Origin of the sequence: Flammeovirga sp. SJP92, from assembly GCF_001583495.1 — a bacterium.
Taxonomy (GTDB): Bacteria; Bacteroidota; Bacteroidia; order Cytophagales; family Flammeovirgaceae; genus Flammeovirga.
On record NZ_LQAQ01000038.1, the window covers coordinates 40,154 to 63,996 of the forward strand.

The 23,843-nt window shown below is 33.8% G+C and carries 20 protein-coding genes; 14 read left to right on the top strand and 6 right to left on the bottom strand.

Going from position 1 to position 23,843, the window contains the following annotated elements; genetic code table 11:
• Nucleotides 1-113: 113 nt before the first annotated feature.
• The 4 genes from AVL50_RS09860 to AVL50_RS09875 all read right to left on the bottom strand — a co-directional run bounded on the left by AVL50_RS09860 (nt 114) and on the right by AVL50_RS09875 (nt 7,424).
• Nucleotides 114-3,191 (bottom strand): efflux RND transporter permease subunit, encoded by a 3,078-nt coding sequence (locus AVL50_RS09860; protein WP_216639028.1) that lies wholly within the window; start codon nt 3,189-3,191, stop codon nt 114-116.
• Between the two features lie 33 nt (nt 3,192-3,224).
• Nucleotides 3,225-4,304: an efflux RND transporter periplasmic adaptor subunit gene (locus tag AVL50_RS09865; RefSeq protein WP_063850651.1), complete on the bottom strand. Its 1,080-nt coding sequence runs from the start codon at nt 4,302-4,304 to the stop codon at nt 3,225-3,227.
• A gap of 22 nt (nt 4,305-4,326) precedes the next feature.
• Nucleotides 4,327-6,660: a TolC family protein gene (locus AVL50_RS09870; protein ID WP_082795744.1), complete on the bottom strand. Its 2,334-nt coding sequence runs from the start codon at nt 6,658-6,660 to the stop codon at nt 4,327-4,329.
• 314 nt (nt 6,661-6,974) lie between these two features.
• Nucleotides 6,975-7,424 carry a MarR family transcriptional regulator gene (locus tag AVL50_RS09875; protein WP_062616335.1) on the bottom strand — a complete coding sequence of 150 codons (450 nt, stop codon included), beginning with the start codon at nt 7,422-7,424 and terminating at the stop codon, nt 6,975-6,977.
• 594 nt (nt 7,425-8,018) lie between these two features.
• Here AVL50_RS09875 and AVL50_RS09880 point away from each other — a divergent pair.
• The 6 genes from AVL50_RS09880 (at nt 8,019) to AVL50_RS09905 (ending at nt 12,977) form a co-directional block, all read left to right on the top strand.
• Entirely contained in the window at nt 8,019-8,675 is a 657-nt protein-coding gene (locus AVL50_RS09880) for a class I SAM-dependent methyltransferase (RefSeq protein WP_062616336.1), read from the top strand.
• A 229-nt stretch (nt 8,676-8,904) separates the two neighbouring features.
• The gene (locus tag AVL50_RS09885; protein ID WP_062616337.1) at nt 8,905-9,684 is read left to right on the top strand and encodes an SDR family oxidoreductase; all 780 of its coding nucleotides are present in this window, start codon (nt 8,905-8,907) and stop codon (nt 9,682-9,684) included.
• Nucleotides 9,685-9,890: 206 nt separating this feature from the next.
• A complete protein-coding gene (locus AVL50_RS09890; protein ID WP_062616338.1) occupies nt 9,891-11,270 on the top strand; it encodes an aldehyde dehydrogenase family protein in 1,380 nt (459 codons plus the stop codon).
• A gap of 5 nt (nt 11,271-11,275) precedes the next feature.
• Entirely contained in the window at nt 11,276-11,539 is a 264-nt protein-coding gene (locus AVL50_RS09895) for a DUF2798 domain-containing protein (RefSeq protein ID WP_062616351.1), read from the top strand.
• A 171-nt stretch (nt 11,540-11,710) separates the two neighbouring features.
• A complete protein-coding gene (locus AVL50_RS09900; RefSeq protein ID WP_216639029.1) occupies nt 11,711-12,589 on the top strand; it encodes a carboxylesterase in 879 nt (292 codons plus the stop codon).
• Between the two features lie 13 nt (nt 12,590-12,602).
• Entirely contained in the window at nt 12,603-12,977 is a 375-nt protein-coding gene (locus AVL50_RS09905; protein ID WP_062616339.1) for a DoxX family membrane protein, read from the top strand.
• A 127-nt stretch (nt 12,978-13,104) separates the two neighbouring features.
• Here AVL50_RS09905 and nfsB read toward each other — a convergent pair whose 3' ends face one another.
• A complete protein-coding gene (nfsB, locus tag AVL50_RS09910) occupies nt 13,105-13,758 on the bottom strand; it encodes an oxygen-insensitive NAD(P)H nitroreductase (RefSeq protein WP_062616340.1) in 654 nt (217 codons plus the stop codon).
• Between the two features lie 258 nt (nt 13,759-14,016).
• On the opposite strand from nfsB, the gene AVL50_RS09915 reads away from it, so the two are divergent.
• The 7 genes from AVL50_RS09915 (at nt 14,017) to AVL50_RS09945 (ending at nt 20,922) form a co-directional block, all read left to right on the top strand.
• Nucleotides 14,017-15,027 carry a hypothetical protein gene (locus AVL50_RS09915; RefSeq protein ID WP_062616353.1) on the top strand — a complete coding sequence of 337 codons (1,011 nt, stop codon included), beginning with the start codon at nt 14,017-14,019 and terminating at the stop codon, nt 15,025-15,027.
• A 164-nt stretch (nt 15,028-15,191) separates the two neighbouring features.
• Nucleotides 15,192-15,437: a hypothetical protein gene (locus AVL50_RS09920; RefSeq protein ID WP_062616341.1), complete on the top strand. Its 246-nt coding sequence runs from the start codon at nt 15,192-15,194 to the stop codon at nt 15,435-15,437.
• 393 nt (nt 15,438-15,830) lie between these two features.
• The gene (locus AVL50_RS09925) at nt 15,831-16,409 is read left to right on the top strand and encodes a Crp/Fnr family transcriptional regulator (RefSeq protein WP_062616342.1); all 579 of its coding nucleotides are present in this window, start codon (nt 15,831-15,833) and stop codon (nt 16,407-16,409) included.
• A gap of 109 nt (nt 16,410-16,518) precedes the next feature.
• Nucleotides 16,519-17,181, top strand: coding sequence for a hypothetical protein (locus AVL50_RS09930; RefSeq protein WP_157491249.1), 663 nt, complete (start codon nt 16,519-16,521; stop codon nt 17,179-17,181).
• Between the two features lie 707 nt (nt 17,182-17,888).
• Nucleotides 17,889-18,308 (top strand): hypothetical protein, encoded by a 420-nt coding sequence (locus AVL50_RS09935; protein ID WP_062616344.1) that lies wholly within the window; start codon nt 17,889-17,891, stop codon nt 18,306-18,308.
• 55 nt (nt 18,309-18,363) lie between these two features.
• Complete coding sequence (locus AVL50_RS09940; protein WP_062616345.1) at nt 18,364-20,022, top strand: alpha/beta hydrolase-fold protein; 1,659 nt, start codon at nt 18,364-18,366, stop codon at nt 20,020-20,022.
• A gap of 471 nt (nt 20,023-20,493) precedes the next feature.
• The gene (locus AVL50_RS09945) at nt 20,494-20,922 is read left to right on the top strand and encodes a hypothetical protein (RefSeq protein WP_062616346.1); all 429 of its coding nucleotides are present in this window, start codon (nt 20,494-20,496) and stop codon (nt 20,920-20,922) included.
• A gap of 37 nt (nt 20,923-20,959) precedes the next feature.
• Here AVL50_RS09945 and AVL50_RS09950 read toward each other — a convergent pair whose 3' ends face one another.
• Nucleotides 20,960-21,535 carry a hypothetical protein gene (locus tag AVL50_RS09950; RefSeq protein WP_157491250.1) on the bottom strand — a complete coding sequence of 192 codons (576 nt, stop codon included), beginning with the start codon at nt 21,533-21,535 and terminating at the stop codon, nt 20,960-20,962.
• Nucleotides 21,536-21,774: 239 nt separating this feature from the next.
• Between AVL50_RS09950 and AVL50_RS09955 the strand changes: the two genes are divergently transcribed.
• Nucleotides 21,775-23,421, top strand: coding sequence for a DUF6377 domain-containing protein (locus tag AVL50_RS09955; RefSeq protein WP_062616348.1), 1,647 nt, complete (start codon nt 21,775-21,777; stop codon nt 23,419-23,421).
• Nucleotides 23,422-23,843: the final 422 nt, after the last annotated feature.

Here is a 23,843-nt window from a genome sequence, read left to right on the forward strand (position 1 = left end):
AGGTGCCTCTATGGATTAACATGTGTGATTAATTTTCACTCTTACTACTATTTTTGGGGCGATCTATTACCTTATGGTTACATAATTTTCTTCTAGTAATGGCAATCTTTTTATTACTTTACTTTAAATAAAATACTGTACAAAGCGGGAATAAAAATCAAGGTAATGATGGTTCCAAACATCAATCCGACCATGATGGTTACTGCCATTGGTTCCCAGATTGCTCCACCACCTAAGTACAATGGAATAAGTCCTAATACAGTGGTGAAAGTGGCTAAGATAATGGGTCTGAATCGCTGCAGACACGCATCAATAACAGCTTGTAAAGGTGCTTTTTTCAACTCCTTTTCTTCTACTTCTATTCTCTCAATCAATACAATGGCATTGTTGATCACAATTCCTGCCAGTGATATAATCCCAAGGAAAGCCATAAATCCGAATGGAACTTGGAAAACCAACAAGCCGAGTACCATACCGATAACACCCAATGGAATGGTTAAAAGAATGATGGTCATTTTTCTGAAAGAGTTGAATTGCATCACCAATAGCATCACGATGATAAAAGCTGATAAGGGTAAGTAAACGAAAACGGCACCCATGTTTTCTGCACTTTCTTCAGCATCTCCTCCCAAAGAGTAAGAATATCCTGCTCCCCAGTTTTTTTGCTCTTGATCCAACCAAGGCTGAATAGCTGTCATGATGGTATTAGCGTTTCCATCTTCTGTCAGCTCACATTCTACCGTGATTGTACGCTTCAAATTCTCTCTTTTGATCTGTGTGTACTGCCACACCGGAACAATCTCCGCAACTTGATTCAATGGAACACTTTTTCCTGTGTTTTGGCTGTAAACATTGGCCGTTTTTAAAGCAGACAATGACAAATCAGAACTTTCAATACTCTGCAATAAAATTGGAATTGACTTCTCATCTTCTCTAAATTCACCCGTCTGAAAACCATCCAAAATTGTTTGTAATGACACGGCAATATCTTGATTGGTCATCCCTGCCGATTGTGCTTTACTTTGATCGATTTCAATCACAAACTTTTTACCTTTTGGTCCCCAATCGTCTTTTACGTTTTTAGTGCCTTCTACTTTCGATAACTCTGCTCTGATGCTTGTCGCAATTTGCTGTAATTGATCTGGATTATTTCCTGAAACTTTGATTTCAATGGGTGCTCCACCACTTCCAGCTCCTAACAAACCTGCTTTTACGTCAGCATCATGGAAGTGTAAAAAGCTGTATTCGTCAATCTTTTTAATTAATGCATTATTGATCAATTGGTCTGAAGTGTTGACCAAAATGTGTGCATAATTGGCGTTCGGTTCATCTGCAGTATACCCTAAATCATAAGACGAAGGACCTTCTCCAATAAATGAAGTCCACGATGTAATTCCTTCATTTCTATGATCATTGACCATTAATTCTTCTCTGAAAAAACCTTCCAACTCTTGGATCACTTCTTGAGTAGATTCGATTCTTGAACCTTGCGGTAAATTGATATCAATCGTGATCATGTTTCTATCGCTATCAGGGAAGAATAATACTTCCAATAAGCCAAAACCTAAAACCGAGGTCGCAAACATCACACAAACTCCTGCTACAACTGTTTTCTTGTATTTCAAAGAGATTAAAATCACTTGATGATAACCCGATTTTAAAGCCTCAATCATACGGTCTAAAAACTTCTTTTTCTGCTCTCCGTTTGGTTTTACTTTCAAAAAGTACACACATAACAAGGAGATGATACTCAATGAAATCAGCCATGAAGAAATCAATGCAATTGAAATAACAGAGAAGATGGGTCCCATAATGTCTCCCATGATTGACTCTGCCATATAGAAAGATAAAAATGCTGCAGATGTAGTCAAAGTGGAGATTAATAAAGGATAAAATAATTCTTGTACGGAATCAATTGCCGCCTTTTTCACCTCAATTCCTTCTTCCATTTTCACCATGATGGATTCCGCAACCACAATCCCATTGTCTACCATCATACCTAAAGCCATAATTAATGCCGCCAATGAAATTTGGTTGATACCTAAATCGAATAAACCCATCACCATAAATGTGGCAATTGTCACCATTGGAATTAAACTGGCAATCACTAACCCTGTTCTTAGGCCTAAAAAGATCAACATCACGGCTAAAACAATCACTACAGACTGAATTAAATTGCCTTCAAAATCTGTTACTTTATGATCAATATAATGGTCCAAAGAAGACAATCTCAATACTTCCAAACCAATTGGTAATTGCTCTTCGTACTCTGCTAAAACTTGATCTACTTCTTTTCCTAGGCTCAAAATATTTCTTCCTTCCTTTAATGAAATATGTAATGAAACACCTTTCTTTCCATTGATTTTTACAATCTGTTTCTGCGGATAGATATAACCTTTTTCAATTGTTGCCACATCTGATAGTAAAATTACATTGCCGTTGTTTCCTACAGGAATCAGCATATTGCGAATGTCTTTTACATGATTAAAATTGCCGGAAGGTTCTAACACAATTCTCTCGTTTTGAACATTGATTTCACCACCTGTATTCAAAATGTTCGTAGCACTGATCATTTGCTCCAAACTGCTTGAAGTCAATCCATAGGTTTTCAATTTTGCATTATCAAACTTGATAAATACTCTCTCTTCTTGCTCTCCATTGATCTCTACTTTGGCCGCATCTTCCAGACTGATCAAGTCATTTCTCAGTTGATCAGCATATTTTTTGACTTCAGCATAAGAGAAACCATCACTTGTGATGCCGACAGCAATACCGAATACCTCGCCAATTCCATCATCTTGTAATTGTGGATGAACGTTGGAAGGAAGGTCTGACATACGGTCCAATTTTCTTCTCAAACGATCCCAAACGTCTTGTAAATCTTCAGGTGTCACCTCCATTTTCAACTCTACTGTAACCACTGAAAGGCCTGTTCTTGAATCACTAGTTACTTTCTTCAGTTCTGGTAATTCTTGAGCTACTTTTTCAATTTTGTCCGTTACTAATTCCTCCACTCTATCTGGACTAGCCCCTGGAAAAGAAGCAACAATTGTGGCTACTCTTACCGTAAATGGAGGCATACTGTCTCTTGATAAAGATTGGTAGAAGACGACTCCCATGATCATGACCACGGCTAAAATACTAAGAACAATACGGTTCTTTTCGATGGAAAATTTTGCGAAGTTTATCATTTTGATTGATGAATTATTGAGGTGAGAGAAAGATTAAAGTTTTACGATTTGACCATTGATCAGTGTATGCAGGCCGGCAGTCACAATCATCTGACCTTGTTCCACACCTTCATTGATAAGGATACCTTCGTCTGTCAATTCGCCTACTTTGATGTATTGCTTTCCGATCACCCCTAATTCATCACTATGGTCTTCAATAGTGTAGACAAAGTTGCCGTGCTCGTCTTCACCAATAGCACTCAAAGGCAAAACAATATTGTATTCAGAAGCTAAATCTCCCATGTCAAATTTCACTTCAGTCGCCATTCCTGGGTGGATAGAAGCAGTAGGGTTATTGATTCTAATTTTCACGGGGAAAGTAGCATTTTCCTGATTTAAAATAGGTGATACTTCTATCACTTCACCTTTTAGTTTTTGAGCAATTGACTTAAAGTTGAGAAACGCACCCATTCCATTTTTGACTTCATTGATAGTACTTTCCGACACTCCCACAATCACATTCATCTCGTTTCCTGCATTCAAGACCATTACTTTGTGGCCTGAACTTACCGTTTCATTAATATTCGCATTGACCTCGGCCACCACTGCATCTTTTGGTGCATAAATGTATCCGTTGAGAATTTGTTGGTGATCGATAGCTAATTTTCTTTCTGCTGATGTCAACTGATTGGAAGCATTTTCGAAAGTATTTTTCACCGTCTCGTACTTACTTAAAGTGTAATTGCCTTGTTCATATAATTTGCGTCCTCTCTCGTATTCTGATTTGGCAGTGTACATTTCAGATTTTGCCGCTTTTAAAGACGCCAATGACTGCTCGTAAGAAAGTTGAGCTTGAATATTGTCTAATTGCATCAATAATTCTCCCTTCTTCACCTTTTGTCCCACCTTCACTAATTTCTTTGTGATAATGCCATTATTTCTAAAACTCAACTCCATTTCTTGATCCGCAGAAGCTTTCCCGCTGTAGGTTGTATTATTGCTTAAAGTAGTATTCCCTACTTTTAAATAACGAACACTTCTATATGTTTCTTCTTTCTGATTTTCTTCTTTTTGACAAGCTGAATTGAAAATGAAAACAGCGAATAGCAAAGATAAAATTGTAGTATTTTTCATGATTTTGATTGATATAGGATGATTAATTATTTTGGATAAATTGTGTAGCACGAGCATAAAAGGCTTGGTTGTTTTCTTCTGAGTTTAATAGAAAATAGTAACCGATCGCTCTTTGGATTTGAAGTGATACCATAAAGTAGTTGTATTGTGCAGTGATAAATGCCAACTCATTTTCTAAAAGATTATTTTGAGCGTCTATCAGCTGAATCACTGGAATAATGCCGTTAGCGTATTCACTCTGAGAGATTTTTAAGTTCTCTTCTGCCACTACCTTGTTGGCTTTTGAGATTTCGATATTGGTCAATTCATTAATCAAAGCAATGATATTGTCATAGACCATTCTTTCCATGTCCTGCTCAAAATCATTTTTCTGAACAGTCAGCTTTTCCATCTGAATTTTTGATTTTTGCTGGTTGATGTTTCTTGTATTTTGTTGGAAGATTGGAATAGAAACATTCAAACCTACATTGTAATTGTTCAATGGAACATTTGGAAAGCCCACCGGCATTGTTGTACCCGCTCCTTCTCTTAATAAAAACTGATTGTATTGTCCTTGTAAAGCGACTGTTGGAATAAAGCGACCATTTTTATTCAACTTATAGTTCCTCTCGACAGATTCTTTGTTGTAATGCAAACTCATCAATTCAGGAGAGTTGGTCAACGCCTCTTGAATCAAGAACTCCGTCAATAAAAAGCGTTCATTGGGCTGATCCAACAGTTCAATTAATTGTTCATACGCTTCATTTTGTTCTTGAACTCCAAGCAGTAAGCTGTCTTCCAAAACCAGACGTTCGTCCATTGGCAGGTTCAATAATTTATTCAATGCTAGATGCGATTGAGCAACTGTATTTTTGGCCTCAATCATACCTTGCGTATTTTGAGCCAATTGGCTTTGGAATCTTAATACATCAGATTTTCCTCCCACTCCCATTTGAAGATTTTCTTCTGCCAATTTCAAATTTTCTTTGGTTAGCTGGAGGTTTTTCAATTGAATACTTTTGTTCGCTTCATAGATTAAAGTGTTGTAATAAGCCATCCCAACTTCCAATACTTGGTCCAATTCTAAAGCATTAAAATCTTCTCTCTGAGCTTCTAATGATAGTTGGGCCATTTTAATATTTGCTGAAGCATCCGCCGAGTAAATAGTCTGTTTCAATTGTACATTTCCTGTCATACTATACTCAGGGTTCTGACCGAAAGACAACTCTGCCATCTCCGCATTCACATAAGTACCACCTGCATTTACACCCACTTCTGGCAAGTAATTCGACTTCGACAATCGAACTTCTTGACCTTTAATGTCAATGGATTTTCGCTCAACTTGCAACGCTAAGTTTTGATGAAGCATGATGTTCATTAAGCTTTTTAATGAGAAGCGGTGCTCTTCACCTTTGAAGTTCGATTGCATGTAGTTGTACTTTACGATTTCGCTATTCTTAAAATTCATACCCACATACTCCGCTATATCAAGGTTGATTGTCATTCCATTTTCATAATCAATTTCTATCGGTAATTCTGATAAGTTTTGACCTCTCGTTACCGCTTCAATCGTCAATGCTATTCTTCTAAAAATCTGATCAAAATTGATATTTGGTTGATTGGTGGCCATCACACCCAACTCTAAATCTCTAACTCCGTACCCCGATAAAGATGGAAGTTGTAACTCGTTCACTTGATTGATGATCTTTTGGTAATCCTCTTCTCCTAACTGGGAAGTACTGCTAAAATAAACCGCATCTACCCCTGCTGGAATTTCTAAAGATGATGTCGTTTCATGAATTGGAATTAATGTATATTCCGCATCCATTTCAGCGAAAACTTCATCCAATTTTTGTTCTATTGGAAAAGATGTAATAAGATAATCATCCACTACAACTCCCAAGTTCTTATAATTAGCTAACGAATAGAATGACTCTACATCACCTTTCATTGAGAAAGGAGTAATAAAGTAAGTAAAGTTATCAATGCCTGAAGTTTCATTTTGGCTAGATAATTCTACAAAATCCTGATTGACAAAACCTGCCAAGATCGTTGGAATTTCAAACGTAATGTTCTCTTCATAAAACATCAACGCATTGGTAGGACCAAAAGCGATAATCATATCACAATCCTCGGCTATAAGGCTATCATATTGCGTTTTTGCAAGCGATGGATCATAACTATTAAAAACTGCTTCAGTAAATACAACATGATATTGATGTCCTAAAAGCGACAGAATTTCATCTTTCATAGTCATACCCAAAGCATCTGACTGTAAAGATTCTTTTTCGGCTAAAACGCCAATTTTGATTTGGTCTTGCCCCATTAAAACGGAACTGTAGCAAACAATAAAAATGAATAGTAGTAAATTTTTCATGATAGAGATTAATATTAAGTTTCCATGAAAGGAAACTAAAAGGCAATAAGTTTCTGCTTCATGTCTTGTTAGACAAAAAGGAGGTTAAAAGAATTAAGTTTTTATTTTTACATCACAAGTATTCACCGAAAGGCGACACTGGAATAAGTTTCTAAATAGTAATGATCACAGCTACAATGGAAATAAGTGCCAATGGAATGTAGCGTTTTACCCAAAATAGAATTTCATTTTTCATATTGTAAATGTTTTATTTAGTTTCCTTTTAAAGAAACCAAAAAGATACAGAAATTGATTAATAGTGGTATAGAAAAATATTATTTTTTATTATGCTTATCGTTGAGTTTTAGCAAAGAAGTAATAACATCTGAATTAAAATGAATGATTCTATTGATCAAATCATCAATCTCTTTATCACTTTCTGAGGTTCTAAACTCACTTAACCTTCTGATTTGTGAATTTTGATCCATTAAGCCATTCACAACCAGCTTAATGTATTCTTCTAATCCATGAGCATCCAAATAAAACAAACGTTTACGTGAAGAAGCTGGATCTTGGATAAAATTTACTCTGCGAACAGCAATCAGTATTTTAAGCATTTTACTTACTGCTCCTTTAGATGAATCAGCCAATTCAATAATATCTTCAAATGTCAGATATTTTTCATTTGAGATATAAAAAATACCGATAATTCTTACAGCCAATGGTGGCAAACCATCTAGTTTATGCGCTTCCACAAATTCATCTAATACTACTTTCTTATCCATTCTAATTTCTTTATTGATTTAAGGTTAAATTAGTTTCCAATTTCAGAAACAAAAATAATACGATTAAATCACAATTTTAATTTTTATCTCCACTTTTTAATTCTTGAAATAAAAATTTCACTTCCGATGAAGTAACTTAACAATGCAAAGATGATAATTAGTTTCCTAATAAAGAAACTTAATAAAATTCATTAACATCTTTATTTCATAATTAAAAAAAATACCAACTGCATTAACATGAAGAATCAATAAATGATACAACCTTCATAATCAACGTTATTTCCACTAATATTAAAACTAACTCAATATCAATTGATCATAAACATTGCTATTTTTTTCAACTAAAATTAATATTTCAAATCTAATTGTTTCCTCTTTTAGAAACTGACAACACAAATATGATATTTAGTTTCCTAAATTAGAAACTTCATTCATTTGTATTAACAATAAACACATGAGAAAGCCTCTTTTAACATTGTATAAATACACAAATCAAAATATTCCCATAGCTTTACATTACTCTTTTTAAATTGATCTTGTTATCAAACGATAAGATTTTTGGTAACAGTAAACTCTCAAACTTTATAAATAATAATGCAAAATCTAACAGAGGAAGAATTACAAGAACTTGAAAAACAACTCAGCTGTCCTGAAGGAGACAACGGAATCAATGTTGGCAATATCATGAATGAATCCAATATCAATATGACACTAAGTGGTATTGAGGCGATGGATATTCAAAATCAAGATAAAATACTAGAACTCGGTCATGGAAACTGCGGTCATCTATATAAAATTCTAGAGAAAGCAGAAAATGTAGAGTATACAGGTTTAGAGATTTCTAAAACAATGTGGCAATATTGTAAGGAAAATTACACTGATACTACTGCTTCATTTTTGCTATACGAAGGGCAGACAATTCCTTTTGAAGAGAACCAATTTGACTTTGTATTGAGTGTCAATAATGTCTATTTCTGGGCTGAACCCTTTGCATTTATCAAAGAAATTGAAAAAGTGCTGAAAGTTGGGGGAAGTTGTATCATCAGTTTTGCTCAGAAAAGTTTTATGGAAAAACTACCTTTCGTAAGAGATAAATTCACATTGTATGATGATCAGGCTATTCGAAATTTAGTGGCTGATACGAATTTACAAGTCGAAAGTATTCAATCTTTTAGTGATATAGTCACTAGTAAATTAGGAGATAGTGTCAATAGACTTTATGGTGTAGCGGTATTGAAAAAGAAGGCATAAATAGATTGTGAATCTCCTTTTCAATTACTTTCTAATACTATTTTGAAGACAAGAGCGAACCGTGTGAACCTGCAATTAAGTATGTTCACACGGTAATTCTACCATCAACTTCTATTTCATTAAAAAAGCAAGAATTATTGTGGTCCTTTATTTTTTTACCATAGGTTAAATTTTTCCTCCTACGACTTCTTCAACTTTGTGTTATCGTTAATCTCAATCACATATCACAATGAAAAAAGTCGCATTAATAACAGGAGCAGCAGGAGGAATCGGAAAAGAATTTGCTAAAATACACTCTTCAAGAGGTGGAGATATTGTAGCAGTAGATCTTAATACTGAAGGCCTTTTACAACTAAAGAAAGAACTTGGCGGAGGTCAAAATAATACTCAGATATACACAATTGCCAAGAACCTTACCCACCCTGATGCCACTCGTGAAATTTACGAAGAAGTCAAAGCACAAGGAATAGAAATCGATTACCTCATAAACAATGCTGGTTTTGGAGGCATAGGGAAATTCCATCAAAGAGCGTGGGAAAAAGACCTTGCTATGATTCAAGTCAATATTCTTGCCCTTACTTCTCTTACACGCTTTTTCTTACCTGATTTTATAGAAAGAAATTCAGGGAAAATCTTAAATGTTTCTTCTACGGTAAGTCTTGTACCTGGACCTATGCAGGCTGTTTATTTTGCAAGTAAAGCCTATGTTACTTCTTTTACCAATTCAATTTCTGGTGAATTAATGGGAACTGGAGTGAGTGCTACAGCCCTCTTGCCAGGTGCCACTCAAACCGGTTTTGGAGCGAGTTCAGGAATGGACAAAACAAGTATTTACAGAAAACCTGCTAGTGCAAACGATGTGGCACGTGATGGTTATCAAGCCATGCTGGAGGGAAAATTAGAAATTATCTCTGGTCTCCCTTGGTCACAAAGAATGCAACTTTCCATTACGCCTTTGCTACCAAAAAAGATGGTGGTAGAAATGGTTAGAAAACAACAAGACGTTTAAGTCAAAATACATACTTCTCTCTTCTGAATTGATGAGAAATAAAATATTTATTCTTCAATAAGTACCTGGCAAAAAAAACAGATGTTTCGTGCACCATAATTAAAACTATGGGCAGATGATAGTTCAGTTCACTTCATCAAGTCTGAAGTGTTGGTGCTCACTATTTTGTCCCAGTACTTAAAAACTCAATCTAAAAAAATAACACCATGGAAATCACAACTTTTGAAACAGAGATCAAAGAACTTGTAGCAAATCAAAGAACGTATTTTAAGAGCAATGCCACTCGACCTGTTGAATTTAGAATTTCTCAATTGTTAAAATTAAAACAACTGTTGTTGGAATATGAGGATGAAATGCACGATGCCATTTTCAAAGATTTTGGCAAATCAAAATATGAAAATCAACTGACAGAGTTTTTTCCTTTGATAGATGAAATCAATATTGCTGTCAAAAATTTAAGAAAATGGGTGAAGCACCGTAAGGTTTCAACAAATTTGATCAACTTCCCCGCAAAAAGTTATTTGGTACCGGAACCATTGGGCGTAACGTTAGTGATTGGTGCTTGGAATTTTCCTTACAATTTGTCGCTCACCCCACTTGTAGGTTCTATGGCGGCTGGAAATACTACGATTGTAAAGCCTAGTGAACTTCCTGCCGAAACAAGTAAAATCATGGCCAAAATCATAAATGAGAATTTTGACCCTGCCTATATCTGTGTTGTTGAAGGTGATATTCCTGAAACCACTGCTATTTTAGCACAACGTTATGATAAGATTTTCTTTACAGGAAGCCCCAAAGTGGGTAAGATTGTACATAAAGCGGCAGCGGAACACCTAACCAATGTTACTTTAGAATTAGGAGGTAAAAACCCTGTAATTTTTGCAAAAGACTGTGCTTTAAAAACCAGTGTAAAAAGAATGATCTGGGCAAAATTTGTCAATTCTGGTCAACTTTGTATCACAGCTGATTACGCTTTAGTACATAAAGATATTAAAGATGAATTTCTGAAAATTGCCGTAGAGGAAATCAAAAAGCATCATTTTTCGAAAGAGAGAGCCAATTATGTAAAAATCATCAACCATGCAAACCTAGAAAGACTTGCCAAACTGATAGATCCTGAAAAAGTGTATTATGGTGGAAAAGTAGACCGAGATATGCGTGTGGTTTATCCAACAATTATGACTGATGTAAAGCTGGATGATGCCGTAATGCAAGACGAGATCTTTGGTCCAATTCTTCCCGTTATTGAATATGAAACAATGGAAGAAGCTTTTGAAATTATTAAAACTTTTGAAAAACCATTGGCCGCCTACCTATTCTCTGACAGTGCTGAAACCAAAGACCGTTTCCTACATGAAATTCCGTTTGGTGGTGGTTGTATTAATGATTGTGTGATGCAAAATACCAACCCTAATCTTCCGTTTGGAGGCGTAGGTCAAAGTGGAATGGGCAGGTATCATGGTAAATTTAGTTTTGAATGCTTCTCTCACTTTAAAGCGGTATTGGATAAACCAACTGCTATTGAAACGAACTTAAAATACTATGGCTATTCTGAAAAGAAAATGAAAGTGTTTAAGATGCTTTAATGCCAATGAATACTTTAAATCATAAAAAAGCGGAAGGCGGTAAGCGGAAAAAAATCGCCTTCGCTTTTCTAATGGGATTGATCACTACTTTCATCATTTCATTTACAATTGTCTCCATCAACATAGGTTTTAATGAATTATTTCTTACAATCTGGATTCGGTCTTGGATGACAGCCTATGCGTTGGTCATTCCTACAATTTTGTTTGTCGCACCTGCTGTACAAAAGGTAATAGATCGTTTATTTGAAACATCGAACACATCAATTTGAGAATACGAAGATGATTCTTTTCATAAAAGCTGAAGCTCTAAAATAGTTTCAGCTTTTGTGTTTTTCAGGCCACTTTTTCAAAAATTAAAATAGTGAAATACGTTTTTACCATAGGGTAAAAAATAATAATGGAGATGTGCTGAAATTTGTATCAATCAAAATCCAAACGATATGAAAATTCAAAAAACACTACTCGTCATCGCACTTCTTCTAATGAACAGTGCCACTCTTTTTTCGCATCACTCCAACGACAAAGACATGAAAGAAAAACAAATCAAATCCAAAACAGTGGTCTTTATTCATGGACTATTTATGAATGATCAAACTTGGAACGAATGGAAAACCCTCTTTGAAAAAGAAGGCTACACTTGCTATACTCCAGCAAATCCAAAACATGAAGGTAATCCTGCATCTTTGAGGCAAAATCCACCTGAAGGACTTGAAAATGTACAGTTTCAAGATTGGATTACAAATCTGGAGACACTGATCGATAGTTTGCCTGAAAAACCCATTCTTGTTGGACATTCTTTTGGAGGCTTGACTGCTCAAAAATTAGTTGAAGCAGGTAAAGCTGAAGCCGCTATTTTGATCAGCAGTGTACCTCCGAAAGGGAATATTACTTTTAAACTGAGTTTTCTAAAAGCCAATAATAAAGTGATTTCACGATCGAAAGGAAATACTATTTTCAATCCTTCTGATCAAGAATATAAAGATTGGTTTCACTATGCCATCACCAATACATTAAGTAAAGAAAAATCTGATGAGCTGTTTGAGCAATATGCAGTACCTGAAAGCCGTCAAACTCCAAGAGCATCACTTCAAAAAATTGCTAAGATTGACACCAAAAAGCCTCATGTTCCCTTGCTGTTTATAGGCGGACTTGATGATGTTATTGTTCCTAATGTATTGATCAGGAAAACCATCAAAAAATACAAAGATAAAGACAGTATTGTTGATCATAAATTCTACGAAGGTAAAGATCATTTTATCTGCGGGGCCCCTGGCTGGGAGGAAGTAGCACAATACAGTCTGAACTGGCTATCCAACTAAAAAACTAACAATCATGAAAACAAAAGCACTCAACTTGATCCGTATACTATTAGGCTTGTTTATGATAGTGATAGGCCTGAATAAATTCTTTGTTTTTATTGAAATTCCGCATCCTCCTGGAAGTGGAGGTACACTGATGGACATTTATATGGAATCTGGATTTTTAAAATTGGTAGGTGTACTTGAAATAATTGGCGGCATTGGTTTATTATTAAATCAATTTACGCTTATAGCTGTAACGGTTATTACTGCCATCATGTTCAATGCTACTGTTTTTCATATTTTGTATGATCCAAAAGGAATTGGCCCTGCTTTATTCAGTCTGTTGCTATGCATTGTTTTAGTTTTCACAAAAAAAGAACGTCCAGCTTCATTTCTAAATACATAAGAAGTGTTTGATGTGAAGTAATTGATGATTTAAAAAGGGCTGTCTCGAAACCTATTTCATTTGGAATGAACATGAAATATAGTTTGGTGACAGCCCTGAATATTGATGATGTCTACTACTTTTTCAACTATAGTAAAGTGAAAATTTCATCTTGTGAAAGTCTTGATTTTGGTAAAGTTGCATTAAAATCACTTTCAGTTCTATACCCCAATGCCACACAAACCAAGGAAGTAAAACCTTTGGCTCTTAAACCAAACTCTTCATCAAGAGCCTTCATATCTATCCCTTCCATAGGTACGGCATCAATACCCATTACACCAGCACCCAAAAGCAAATTACCAATATTGATATACACCTGTTTGTCCATCCAATGCTGAAGGTCTTTCATGTCGTATTTATGAATATCAGCAAAAACATTTCTCCCCCCATGCATTTGTTCTTTAAACTCTGGAGCTCCGTATCTTCCATCTTTATCTTCTTTGTCAAGCAGATGTAACATAAACTCTTCATCAGCAGTAGTTCTAGTACAGAAAAGTACCACATGTGAAGCGTTTAAAACTTTTGCTTCATTAAAAATAAAGAAGCCCTGTGTCCCTTTTGCTATGCGTTTTTTACCTTCCTCACTGCTGGCAATAATAAAATGCCAAGGTTGAATATTTGTACTTGAAGGACACATTTGAAGCAGGTTTTTGATTTGCTCAAAGTCTTCATCAGAAATCTTTTTTTCAGGATTAAACTCTTTTGTAGAGTAACGCCAATTCATTACTTCTTTTAAATTCATGGAGTGTTGTTTAAGGGTTTAAAATTTAAATCACTCGAATATAAAGTTTCACTGCATTATGCACCGCTCATCAAAACCCTTTCCCAATCATATCTCAAGAAAGGAAAAGTTTTTGTTCTTTAAATACTAATTATCAGCAACAGAATTCGTATGATCCATCCATAAATTAATCCATTAAATCAAAGGACTTTACTACTCAGAATTATACAACATATTGTATATTTACTAACAGAAATAGACATCCAAAACACAATGAACATGAACAAAACGCTACTATTAAACCGAAACTTCATCAACTTTGGAATTCCAGCCGTACTCATGGGGATTCTTATTTTATTAATGAACTCTCCGTTTTATAATGGAAATGACACCCTTAGTTTAGCCATCTCAGCAGATCTTCTGATCACCATCCCATTGGTGTACTTTCTTCTGATTCGAAAATCTCAGATACCCAAAACAACTGTCGTACCGATGATGGTCATTGGTCTTCTTATTGGAACTTATTTTCTGCCTAAAGAAAATCAGCTTTATCTAACGTTATTCAAAAATTGGGTTTTACCCCTAATAGAACTTTCTATCATTACCATTGTGATTATTAAAGTCAGAAAGGCCACCAAAACGTATCAAAAACTCAAGAATATTTCTCCCGATTTCTATGATACATTAAAAAATGTATGTGCTGAAATTTTACCGCAAAAGCTTGTTCTTCCTTTTGCTACAGAAGTGGCCGTATTGTATTATGGATTTATCCATTGGAAAAAGAGAGAGCTTGGTCCAAACGAATTTACATACCATAAAAAGAGTGGAACTCCTGCGTTGTTAGGAGCATTAATTTTGATTATTGCCATTGAAACCATTGCTTTTCATTTTCTTTTGGCACAATGGAACACTACAGTCGCTTGGGTGTTGACACTCCTTAGTTTATATACAGGTTTTCAATTTATGGGGTTTGCAAAAGCACTATCACAACGCCCCATCAGTATTGAAGATCAGACACTCACGCTTCGATACAGTATAATGAATGAAACGCAACTTCCTTTTTCGACGATTAAAAGTATCACTCTTTCCAAAAAAGGCCTTCCAAAAAATAAACTCAACAGAAGTTTATCTCCTTTAGGAGATTTGGAAAGCCACAATGTGATTATACATTTAAAGGAAGAAAACACATTGACTGGACTTTATGGCATCAAGAAAAAATTTAAAACCATCAGCTTTCACATCGACAATGCCGATGAATTTGTCAAGAAAACAGAAAGTAATTTACCATAATCATCCATAAGAGCATGTTTGAAAAATTTTCACTTCTAAAAATATATTCCAAACATGCTCTAAGTTTTTTGATATAGATCAAAAAAATTAAATTACTTTTTCAACTTCTTTGCATCATAAGTATTTCAGAAACTAGAATACCGTTTAGGTATTAATGCCACAAAATGATGGATGCGAAGAAAAAAGACTTTATAAAGTTTACGATTGTCATGCTGGTATTTATGGCCGGCATGATTGTTTTAATAGTAAACCATATTGATGATTGGTACATATGGCTTATTTATATTGCCATTTGGACTTATGCTGAAATGATCATTGTCAAAGATTTACATTTCAAATGGTGGGTCTGGGTTTTAATCATTGGTGGACTGAGTATTATTGACTGGATTGTAATTACACATTTTGGTTAGTTTTATAGATTGCAAACTAATTAATTCTATTCTTTTTTTGAGCAAACTATGAAATGGGTCTGCATGGATGGGAATACATATACTATTGAAACGCTGATCTCGAATGAGTATAATATTAGATTTTACAATTGCCCAAAATCATTAAGAGCATGTTTAAAACAAAGCATAAAAAAGATGATGATTAATACTTTGAGCATTTAGCATCAGGAATATACCGATATAAATATACCACCTATACAAAATTGGCTAATTAGAAGTACATTGAGGTAGCTTGATGGATTGGAATTTGCTAATAATAATGAGGATTTCATTTACTCAAAAAAAAGCTAAGAGCATGTTCAAAACATCTCTAAAATAAAACACTAAGAATTATCCTCAATAAAATCAAAACCAATGTATTCAGAATTACTGCCACTGTTCAATAAATTGGTACAGTTAAGCCCACAAGAAGAAGAATTAATCACATCAAGTTTCACCACCAAAACCTTATCAAAAGGAGATTTCTTTTTGAAAGAAGGGAATGTCTGCAAATATGTAGGATTCATAAGAAAGGGTCTTGTTCGATATTTTGTATTAAAAAATGAGGAAGAATCTACTTTTGAATTTACTAAAGAAGGTGAGTTTATTTCAGATTACCCCAGTTTTAACCGAAAAACCATTTCAATGCAGAATATTGAAGCCATTGAAGACTGTGAGTTATTAGTCATTGAATACAGTCACCTCCAATACATATTTGATAACACCACCAATGGCAATTATTTAGGCAGACAAATTATAGAGCACCGTTTTGATATAATGGTCAATCAGCTTTTAGCTGTATACATGCAAAATAGCGAGCAACGATATCAGAAATTCTTAGATGAATATGCCGACTTAACTCAAAGAATACCTCAATATTTAATCGCTTCTTATGTAGGTGTAAAACCGCCTTCTTTAAGCAGAATCAGAAAGCGATTGCAAAATCAGCCTTAAAAAAAATGATTTGAATAAAGAAATTCAGCCAATTTATTAACCTGGGTGAATCATTTTTTGTAGTGGTTCCTTGTACATTTGCTATTATGTTTTAACATTAAAGTACGCTATGAAACATTATAAGAACTTCTTTATTCTTATTTCTCTTCTTTGTATGACGGCTCATTCCATTTGCCAGGCACAAAGCATTAATTTTGAGAAAGTGCTAAGTACTTATTACATAGAAGAAGATAAAGATTTACTTCCACATTCAATTGAATTTTTAAATTCAGAGGAAACTGATAGTGAAATACTTCGTTACGTTATTGTTGGTTTTTATGGAGGATTATTCATTAAAAATCCTGCAATAAAAAAACAGTTTAAAGAGAATATAGAGCAGTTTAACAATCCTGAAATCAATAAAATGTTTTCAGGATTGATTGAAGGAAATATTGAAAAAATCATGGAAAATTATGCCATTTCTCCTTCACACAATGATATGAATTGGGCCGCTTTCTTTTCTACTGGTGACACTCAGTATCTTCAAAAAATACTAAGAAATGCTTCTTATGCTAGTAACCGTGAGGATCTTAACTTATTTCTTACTGGAGCGAGTGCAAAATGGTCATTGTGTTCTAATGCAAAGCAACATCAGCTTGTGAAAGATTTCTTACTTCAAAATGAGGAATATGAGGAAATTGCAGAAGAAGTTTTGACTATGAAACCATCAGATTTGGAAAATGAAATTTATAATGTGGTAAAAGAAGAAAGGGCTAAAGGAAATTGGCTATAGACTAAACAAACACAACTTCCAACTTCATTTATAGTTTCAGAACTATCAATTTAATACTTAAAGCAAGGGCTTTTGGGAAACTATTCTAACATTCAACTTCCAACTAATTATTGATTTCATAAATTTAAATTAAAGCAAACAACTAGCACAAAACAGTCTAATCTGATTAAAGACTGTAAATTAAAACCCCAAAAGCCCATAATTTTCTTTCATGTATTTTGAAAAAGTAGAAAATTATAATCCTTCTTATATTAACTCTATTACACAATCATCAATTGAAATCTCTGCAAGCTTTCTACATACCTTTTTCTAATTATCTTCCTCTTCATGTTGGTCTGATTACACGTCCATCAAAAAAACAAGATTTCGGAATAATCTTCAAAAGTGTAGGAATGTTGTAATGCATCCTCCTCAGGAACCACAACTCAAAAACCATTTACTATTTAAAGGAAACTTAGTTGACAGTTTAATCAATCAGTATCATATTTTAAGTAGAAAATAATGATGTTATGAGTTTATTTTCAAGAATTTTGTTAGGAAAAAATCATTTTTCTTTAATTAGTGATTTAAATGGTTTAATTTGAATGACAAATAATAAACAAGCTAGTGCTATACACTTTAACTTAAAGCAATAAGAAGTGAAGCATGCTTGAAACCATTAAATATTAAAACAAACTTTCTTCTAAATATAACTCCTAAAAATTAACATGAAACAAATACCTTTAGTGTATTGGAACGAACTTGCTCGTCAGGTAATATTGATGAGTTCACTCTTGGGTGGTTTTTCAATTGCAATCACTGCCAACTTATTAGTTTACAAATCCAAGCACCGTTATACAAGGTTAATACTCAAAGCCTCTACTAGTGCCGCTAGTTGCTTCCTGATTTCTTTATTTTCTATGACAAAAATCTTAATGATGAGTACAAAAGGATATCCAATTGAGGTAGAAGACAGTGATTGGTTTTACCCGAGAACAATGGGAACATTAACTATGTTTTTAGGAATCATTTCACTCACATTTATCATTGGTCTATCTGGCTGGACAAAATCAAAAAATACTGGAATTTTCACAAGTATCATCGGAACAATAACACTTTTAGTTATTCTTTCAATGCTCATCAGCTAGCTTTTCTTATTTCCTATAACAGCGATTACAATTCAATTCTTTAATAAATTAAACAATGAAATTTCATCATATTATAACGCCTTTGCTATTTTTTCTTTTTCATGAAATAAAGGCACAGCAAAGCTATACAGCGCTAACCGAACAAGGTGTACATATTTTAAATGAGGAAGATTCTTCAAAATATCAACAAGCCTATGAACTATTTGAAAAAGCTTTTACCGCCTATCCTGACAGCATCAAAGGTACGGAACTTTTTTATGCTTCAATTTTGAATGCAAACATGAAAAACATTGACAAAGCCTTTGAGTATTTATCTCCTTTGTCCAAGATGGAAAAAGATGAAGAAGGTTACCCTGGATGGTGCTTTATCTTAGAAGAATTTGCTAGAAGCGAATATCAAAACTTAATACCTACAGACCGCTGGAAAGACTTAGAAGTTCAAGCTCGAAAAGACAGTATTCAATATTTTGAAACTCTAAAAACACGTGAAGAAGAGTTTTTTAGAACAGCTTCTTCAAAAGGTAAAAACTCCTATCAATCCATTCGAACATATAATCCTTATCTTTTAAAAGAGGAAAGAGATTATTCTATTGGATTAAAAATCAATGATTCAACGTCCACTTCTTATCATGTTCATTTACCAGAGCATTATAATCCAAAGCAAAAGTACCCTGTTTTAGTATTTTTGCACGGTGGTGTTCGTTATAGTCACTTGGAAAATTATCAAATCACAGAGTCCAATTTGGGAGGCTGGAATCGATATTATACAAAATACGGAAATAGGAATGATGTCATTTTGGTATTTGTCAGTGGCAGTAAGCAATACAACTGGATGACTTCTGATGATGGGTTCTTTATGATTCCGGAGATCATTAGATCCATTAAAACATCCATCAATGTAGACGACAATAAAGTGTTTATTTCTGGACATTCTAACGGTGCAACAGGTTCATTTTCATATCTTATGAAACAGCCCTCTTTGTTTGCTGGATTTTATGGTTTCAATACTCAACCAAAAGTCTTTACCGGCGGTACATTTATTGAAAATGCTTCCAATCGTTCATTCGTTAATTTCTCCACAGATCAGGACTATTATTATCCGCCAAATGCTAATGATCAGCTAGACAGTCTCATGCTTCAAATGCAGGTAGATTACAAGGACTACCGCTATAATGGTTTTCCACATTGGTTTCCGAAGTTTGATGAATCAGAACCTGCTTATCAGATACTTTTTGAGGACTTAAAACAAAGAAATAGAAATCCTTTTCCACGACATATTTCATGGGAATTTGATGATGATAAATACTCCAGTATTGATTGGATATCGGATATTCAGTTAGATACTTTACAACCTAAAAAACCTTGGCAGAAAGAAATCAATTTTACCATTGACAAATGGCTTTCCTATCAAGAAGGCAATTTGATAGCGAAAGACGTGAATAAAAAAGCCTTTGACTTTCCAAGAAAATCAGGAAAAATCATTGCTGATTATGAAAATAATGTCTTTCATATCAAAACATCGTGTATCGGAGCATTTAAAATCAATATTTCTCCGGAGATGATTGATTTAAAGAAAGATATAAAAGTTTACGTCAATGGCAGTTTGCATTTTGAAGGTAAAGTGAAGTATGATAAAGCGTTTATGAATCAGAACTTTCAGAAAAATAAGGATAGAATTCAAGTTTGGGTAAATCAAATTGAGCTTAAAGTTTAAACTTGAATTATTTATGCTCCACTCTCTATTAAATCATAAATGGATAGTGGAGTTTATTTTTTTATAAGCACAAATTCAAAATTATCTAATACTAATTACTTTGTAAACTAAATTATCATCAACTTTCACTCAACATTTCTACAAGCTTTATATGATCTACTTCCAAGCTATAATGGTAGAAAGCCCACTGGCGCGAATGTTAAGCGTAAGCGTTATTCGTGTCCCTCAGGTCATTAGAAATCTCCTGATTTCTAAATACCAAAAAATAACGAAACTTAGTTTACAATTTACTTAACTAAAATAAAACGGTAATCAATACAACTCTTTAAGAGCATATTTTCAATATATTTAAAAGTATAATTTTCTCAGAAAATAGTGCTTCTATCGTTGATAAAATTAATAAATTCACGTTCTGAAAGGGTGAACTTTACTAAAAGAGGTGCTTCAAATATGCCCTAAGAAAACTTGATCATGAAAAATGCAAATACTAAACTTTCACAATGGTTGAAAGGAGCTTATATCGATAAGATCACTTATTATATTACAGGGTGGGAACTTTCATTTACTAATAAAGAAAATGAAGTAGATGCAGTTTTATCAAAAATTGAATTAATAGATCCTCACAAATGGGCTCCCGTTCCACCCTCCTCACCAATCGATTTGAGAGATACAAATGAATATAATGACACATTGATTGCCATTGTTCTTTTTACTGTCATCAATAGACATCCGATCAACACTATTTCAGTCGATGATAAAAATAACCTCATTATCAAATTTGAAAATCAATCGAAAATACGAATTCCCTCAGATGATGGAATGGTAGATATTACTTGGTCTTTGAAAAATAATGATGATAAAATCATGGAATGCGTTTGGCAAAAAGTGGAATGCAACTAAGAGCATGTTTATTCAAAACATGCTCTAAAGCGATCAATCATTTCCTTTTCTTCTTTTTCCTGTTTTTTTGCTCTTGTTCTTGTTTGTGTACTTGTGAGTAACAATGAATTATTTCATACATATAAGACACTACTGGATCTTGATAAAACACATTGTAGGGAGAATCCGTATTTTGAGCCGCTCGCCTCTTGGTTTCTTGCTTCGCAGATTCTATATATTGCTCACGAAATTCTCTTTGGTAAACTTTCGTTGCATTTAACATCAAAACAGGAATGTGAATAATAGTCGGTTGCTCTACAAACCACAATTCCTTTGAGCCCTCCATAAAATCAATGAGAGATGTTTTTAGCTCTTCTTTTTTATAATTTTCTAAACGAAAATCACTGATCTCATGTTTTTCATTAATCAGAAATGAAATTCTAACAGTAAAATAGGTAGAATCTTGTAATTCCTCATCCAGAATACAATGCTTTACGGGAGTATTGAATCGCTTGCCAAAATATTTCCTAAAGGTGGAATCTTTCTCGTTTTTGAAGATCACATCGGTTGATTGTGCACTTATGTCTTGAATCGAAAGAAGTAGTGCAATGATAATGTAAAATAGTTTGTTCATGTTCTTGATTTTTTTCTTCAAATATGCATGATTAACGCTAAGGAGAAAGAGAAAAAATTATGGTTATTCAAGGTAAATTTCTTTCAATTGTCAACTTTCAATTTTTCTCCATTATACAAAAAACTTATTGTTAGCGTAAAGGGGGTAAAAATTTAGTTTTGACTGATATTATTCATTTTTAGGCCTTCATTTTTTTCATAGCTTTGAAACATAGTATTCTTAACCATTTTTTAGTCTGAATGATCAAATTTTTCACTCCTTTATTGTTATTACTTATTGTGTCCTTTAACTCGTTAGGTAACAACGAACTTGATTCTTTATACAAAGAACTTGACGCTGTTATTGCTCAAAGACCACAACTTGAAATTCAAAAAAACAAAGATATTGACAAGTTCAGGTATGTGCTGGAAAGTGACACTACTGCATTGCGAGAAAAGTATTTTTTGGCCATGGAAATTTTCAAACTTTATGAGGTTTTTGAATTTTATGGAGCATTGCATTTTATCAATGAAGCCATTAAGTTTTCCAAAGAATTGGATGAAATTAAATTGATCAATGAATCTCATATTAATTTAGCTAGTCTATTGACCCGAGCAGGTATTTATCTAGAATCTGAAGAGATTCTTTCTAGTATTGATAAAAGTACATTGAATAATAGTCAACTTATATTTTACAATTTGGTATTCAAAGAACTGTACTATCAATTATCATTTTATACTAGAGTAAGGCACTTAAAAGAGGAATATCAGAAAAAATATCAAGAATACTGTAAAATTCTTTTGGAAATACTGCCCGAAAATTCGGATGAATATTTAGAGATCAAAGAAATTCAAGCACTGGATGGAATGGACATCACAGAAGCAAGAAGGATCAATGCTCTTCGGTTTTCACGAACGCAATTAGGCCGAAGGGAATATTCTAAAATTACGTTTTTGCATTCTATCACTTATGCATTTGAAAAAGATTTGGATAATCAGAAGAAATACCTTGCCTTGTCTGCCATTTCAGACCTAAAAGGTTCTATTAAAGACAATGCCTCTTTATCTATTTTGGCGTCTGAACTTTATAAAAATGGAGATATCGAAAGAGCTTATAAATATATTAATATCTCCTATGAAGATGCTAAATTTTACAATTCTGATCTAAGGAAAATACAAATTGCAGATATACTTCCTTTAATCTCTAAATCTTATGAAGACCGGTTGGTGGAACAAAAATCAAGTTTGCAAGTCTTCATAATTGTGACCTCCTTCTTATCCATCATTTTGATTATTGCCACCTTCTTTATCTGGAGGCAAGTGAAAAGTATTCAGAAGGCCAGAAATAAATCTGTAGAGGTCAATGAGCAATTGAAAAATTCTAATTCTGAATTAATTACAGCCAATGATCAATTAAAGAAACTGCATTCCGATTTATCAAAAACAAACCATGTCAAAGAGGTTTATATTGGTGAATTCCTGAAAATATGTTCCGATTATATCGATAAGCTAGAAAGTCAGGCTATGCACACCCAAAAGATGTTGATTGGGAGGAAATATGGACTTTTGTTGGATGAAATCAAAAATCAAGATATACGGAAGGTAGAGATGAAGCAGTTTTATAAAAACTTTGATGAAACTTTCTTGAATATTTATCCTGATTTTGTAAAAGAAGTGAACAAGTTATTGGATCCTAGTGATCCTATAAAACTGAAAGCAAAGGACCTTCTGAATACTGAATTGAGAATTTTTGCTTTAGTAAGACTTGGTATTTCAGACAGTGCCAAAATATCTAAACTATTGGGCAATTCTGTCACAACAATTTATAACTATAGGGTAAAAATCAAAAACAAAGCCATTGTAGATCGTGACCGACTTGAAGATTATGTGATGAAAATTGGAGAATAAAAAAGGAATGAAAGAAGTCTATTTAGAATTTTAAGTACTAAGTCAAAAATAAATTATAGTTAATTCTAATTTATTTTTTGTGAGTACAACGCTAAAAAACGTATTAATAGTGGTTCTATTGAAAGTTGTTTGAAGGAAGTGATCGCAAAACAATAAACAGAATTAGCACACTGTAAACTAAGTTTTCATTATTTATAGTGTTTAGAAATCAGGAGATTTCTGATAATCTGAAGGACACGAATGATGCTAACGCTTAACATTCGCGCCATTGAGCTTCCTACCATTATAGTATGGTAGTACTCCCCCTGGCATTGAAGGGAAAAGCGTTAAGAATTTCATGAATTGAGCCGTTAAAAATGATTTTCTTGTTTGAGCAAAGCGAGTTTAAAATCATTGAGGCGAGTGGAATGAAATTTAGCTTT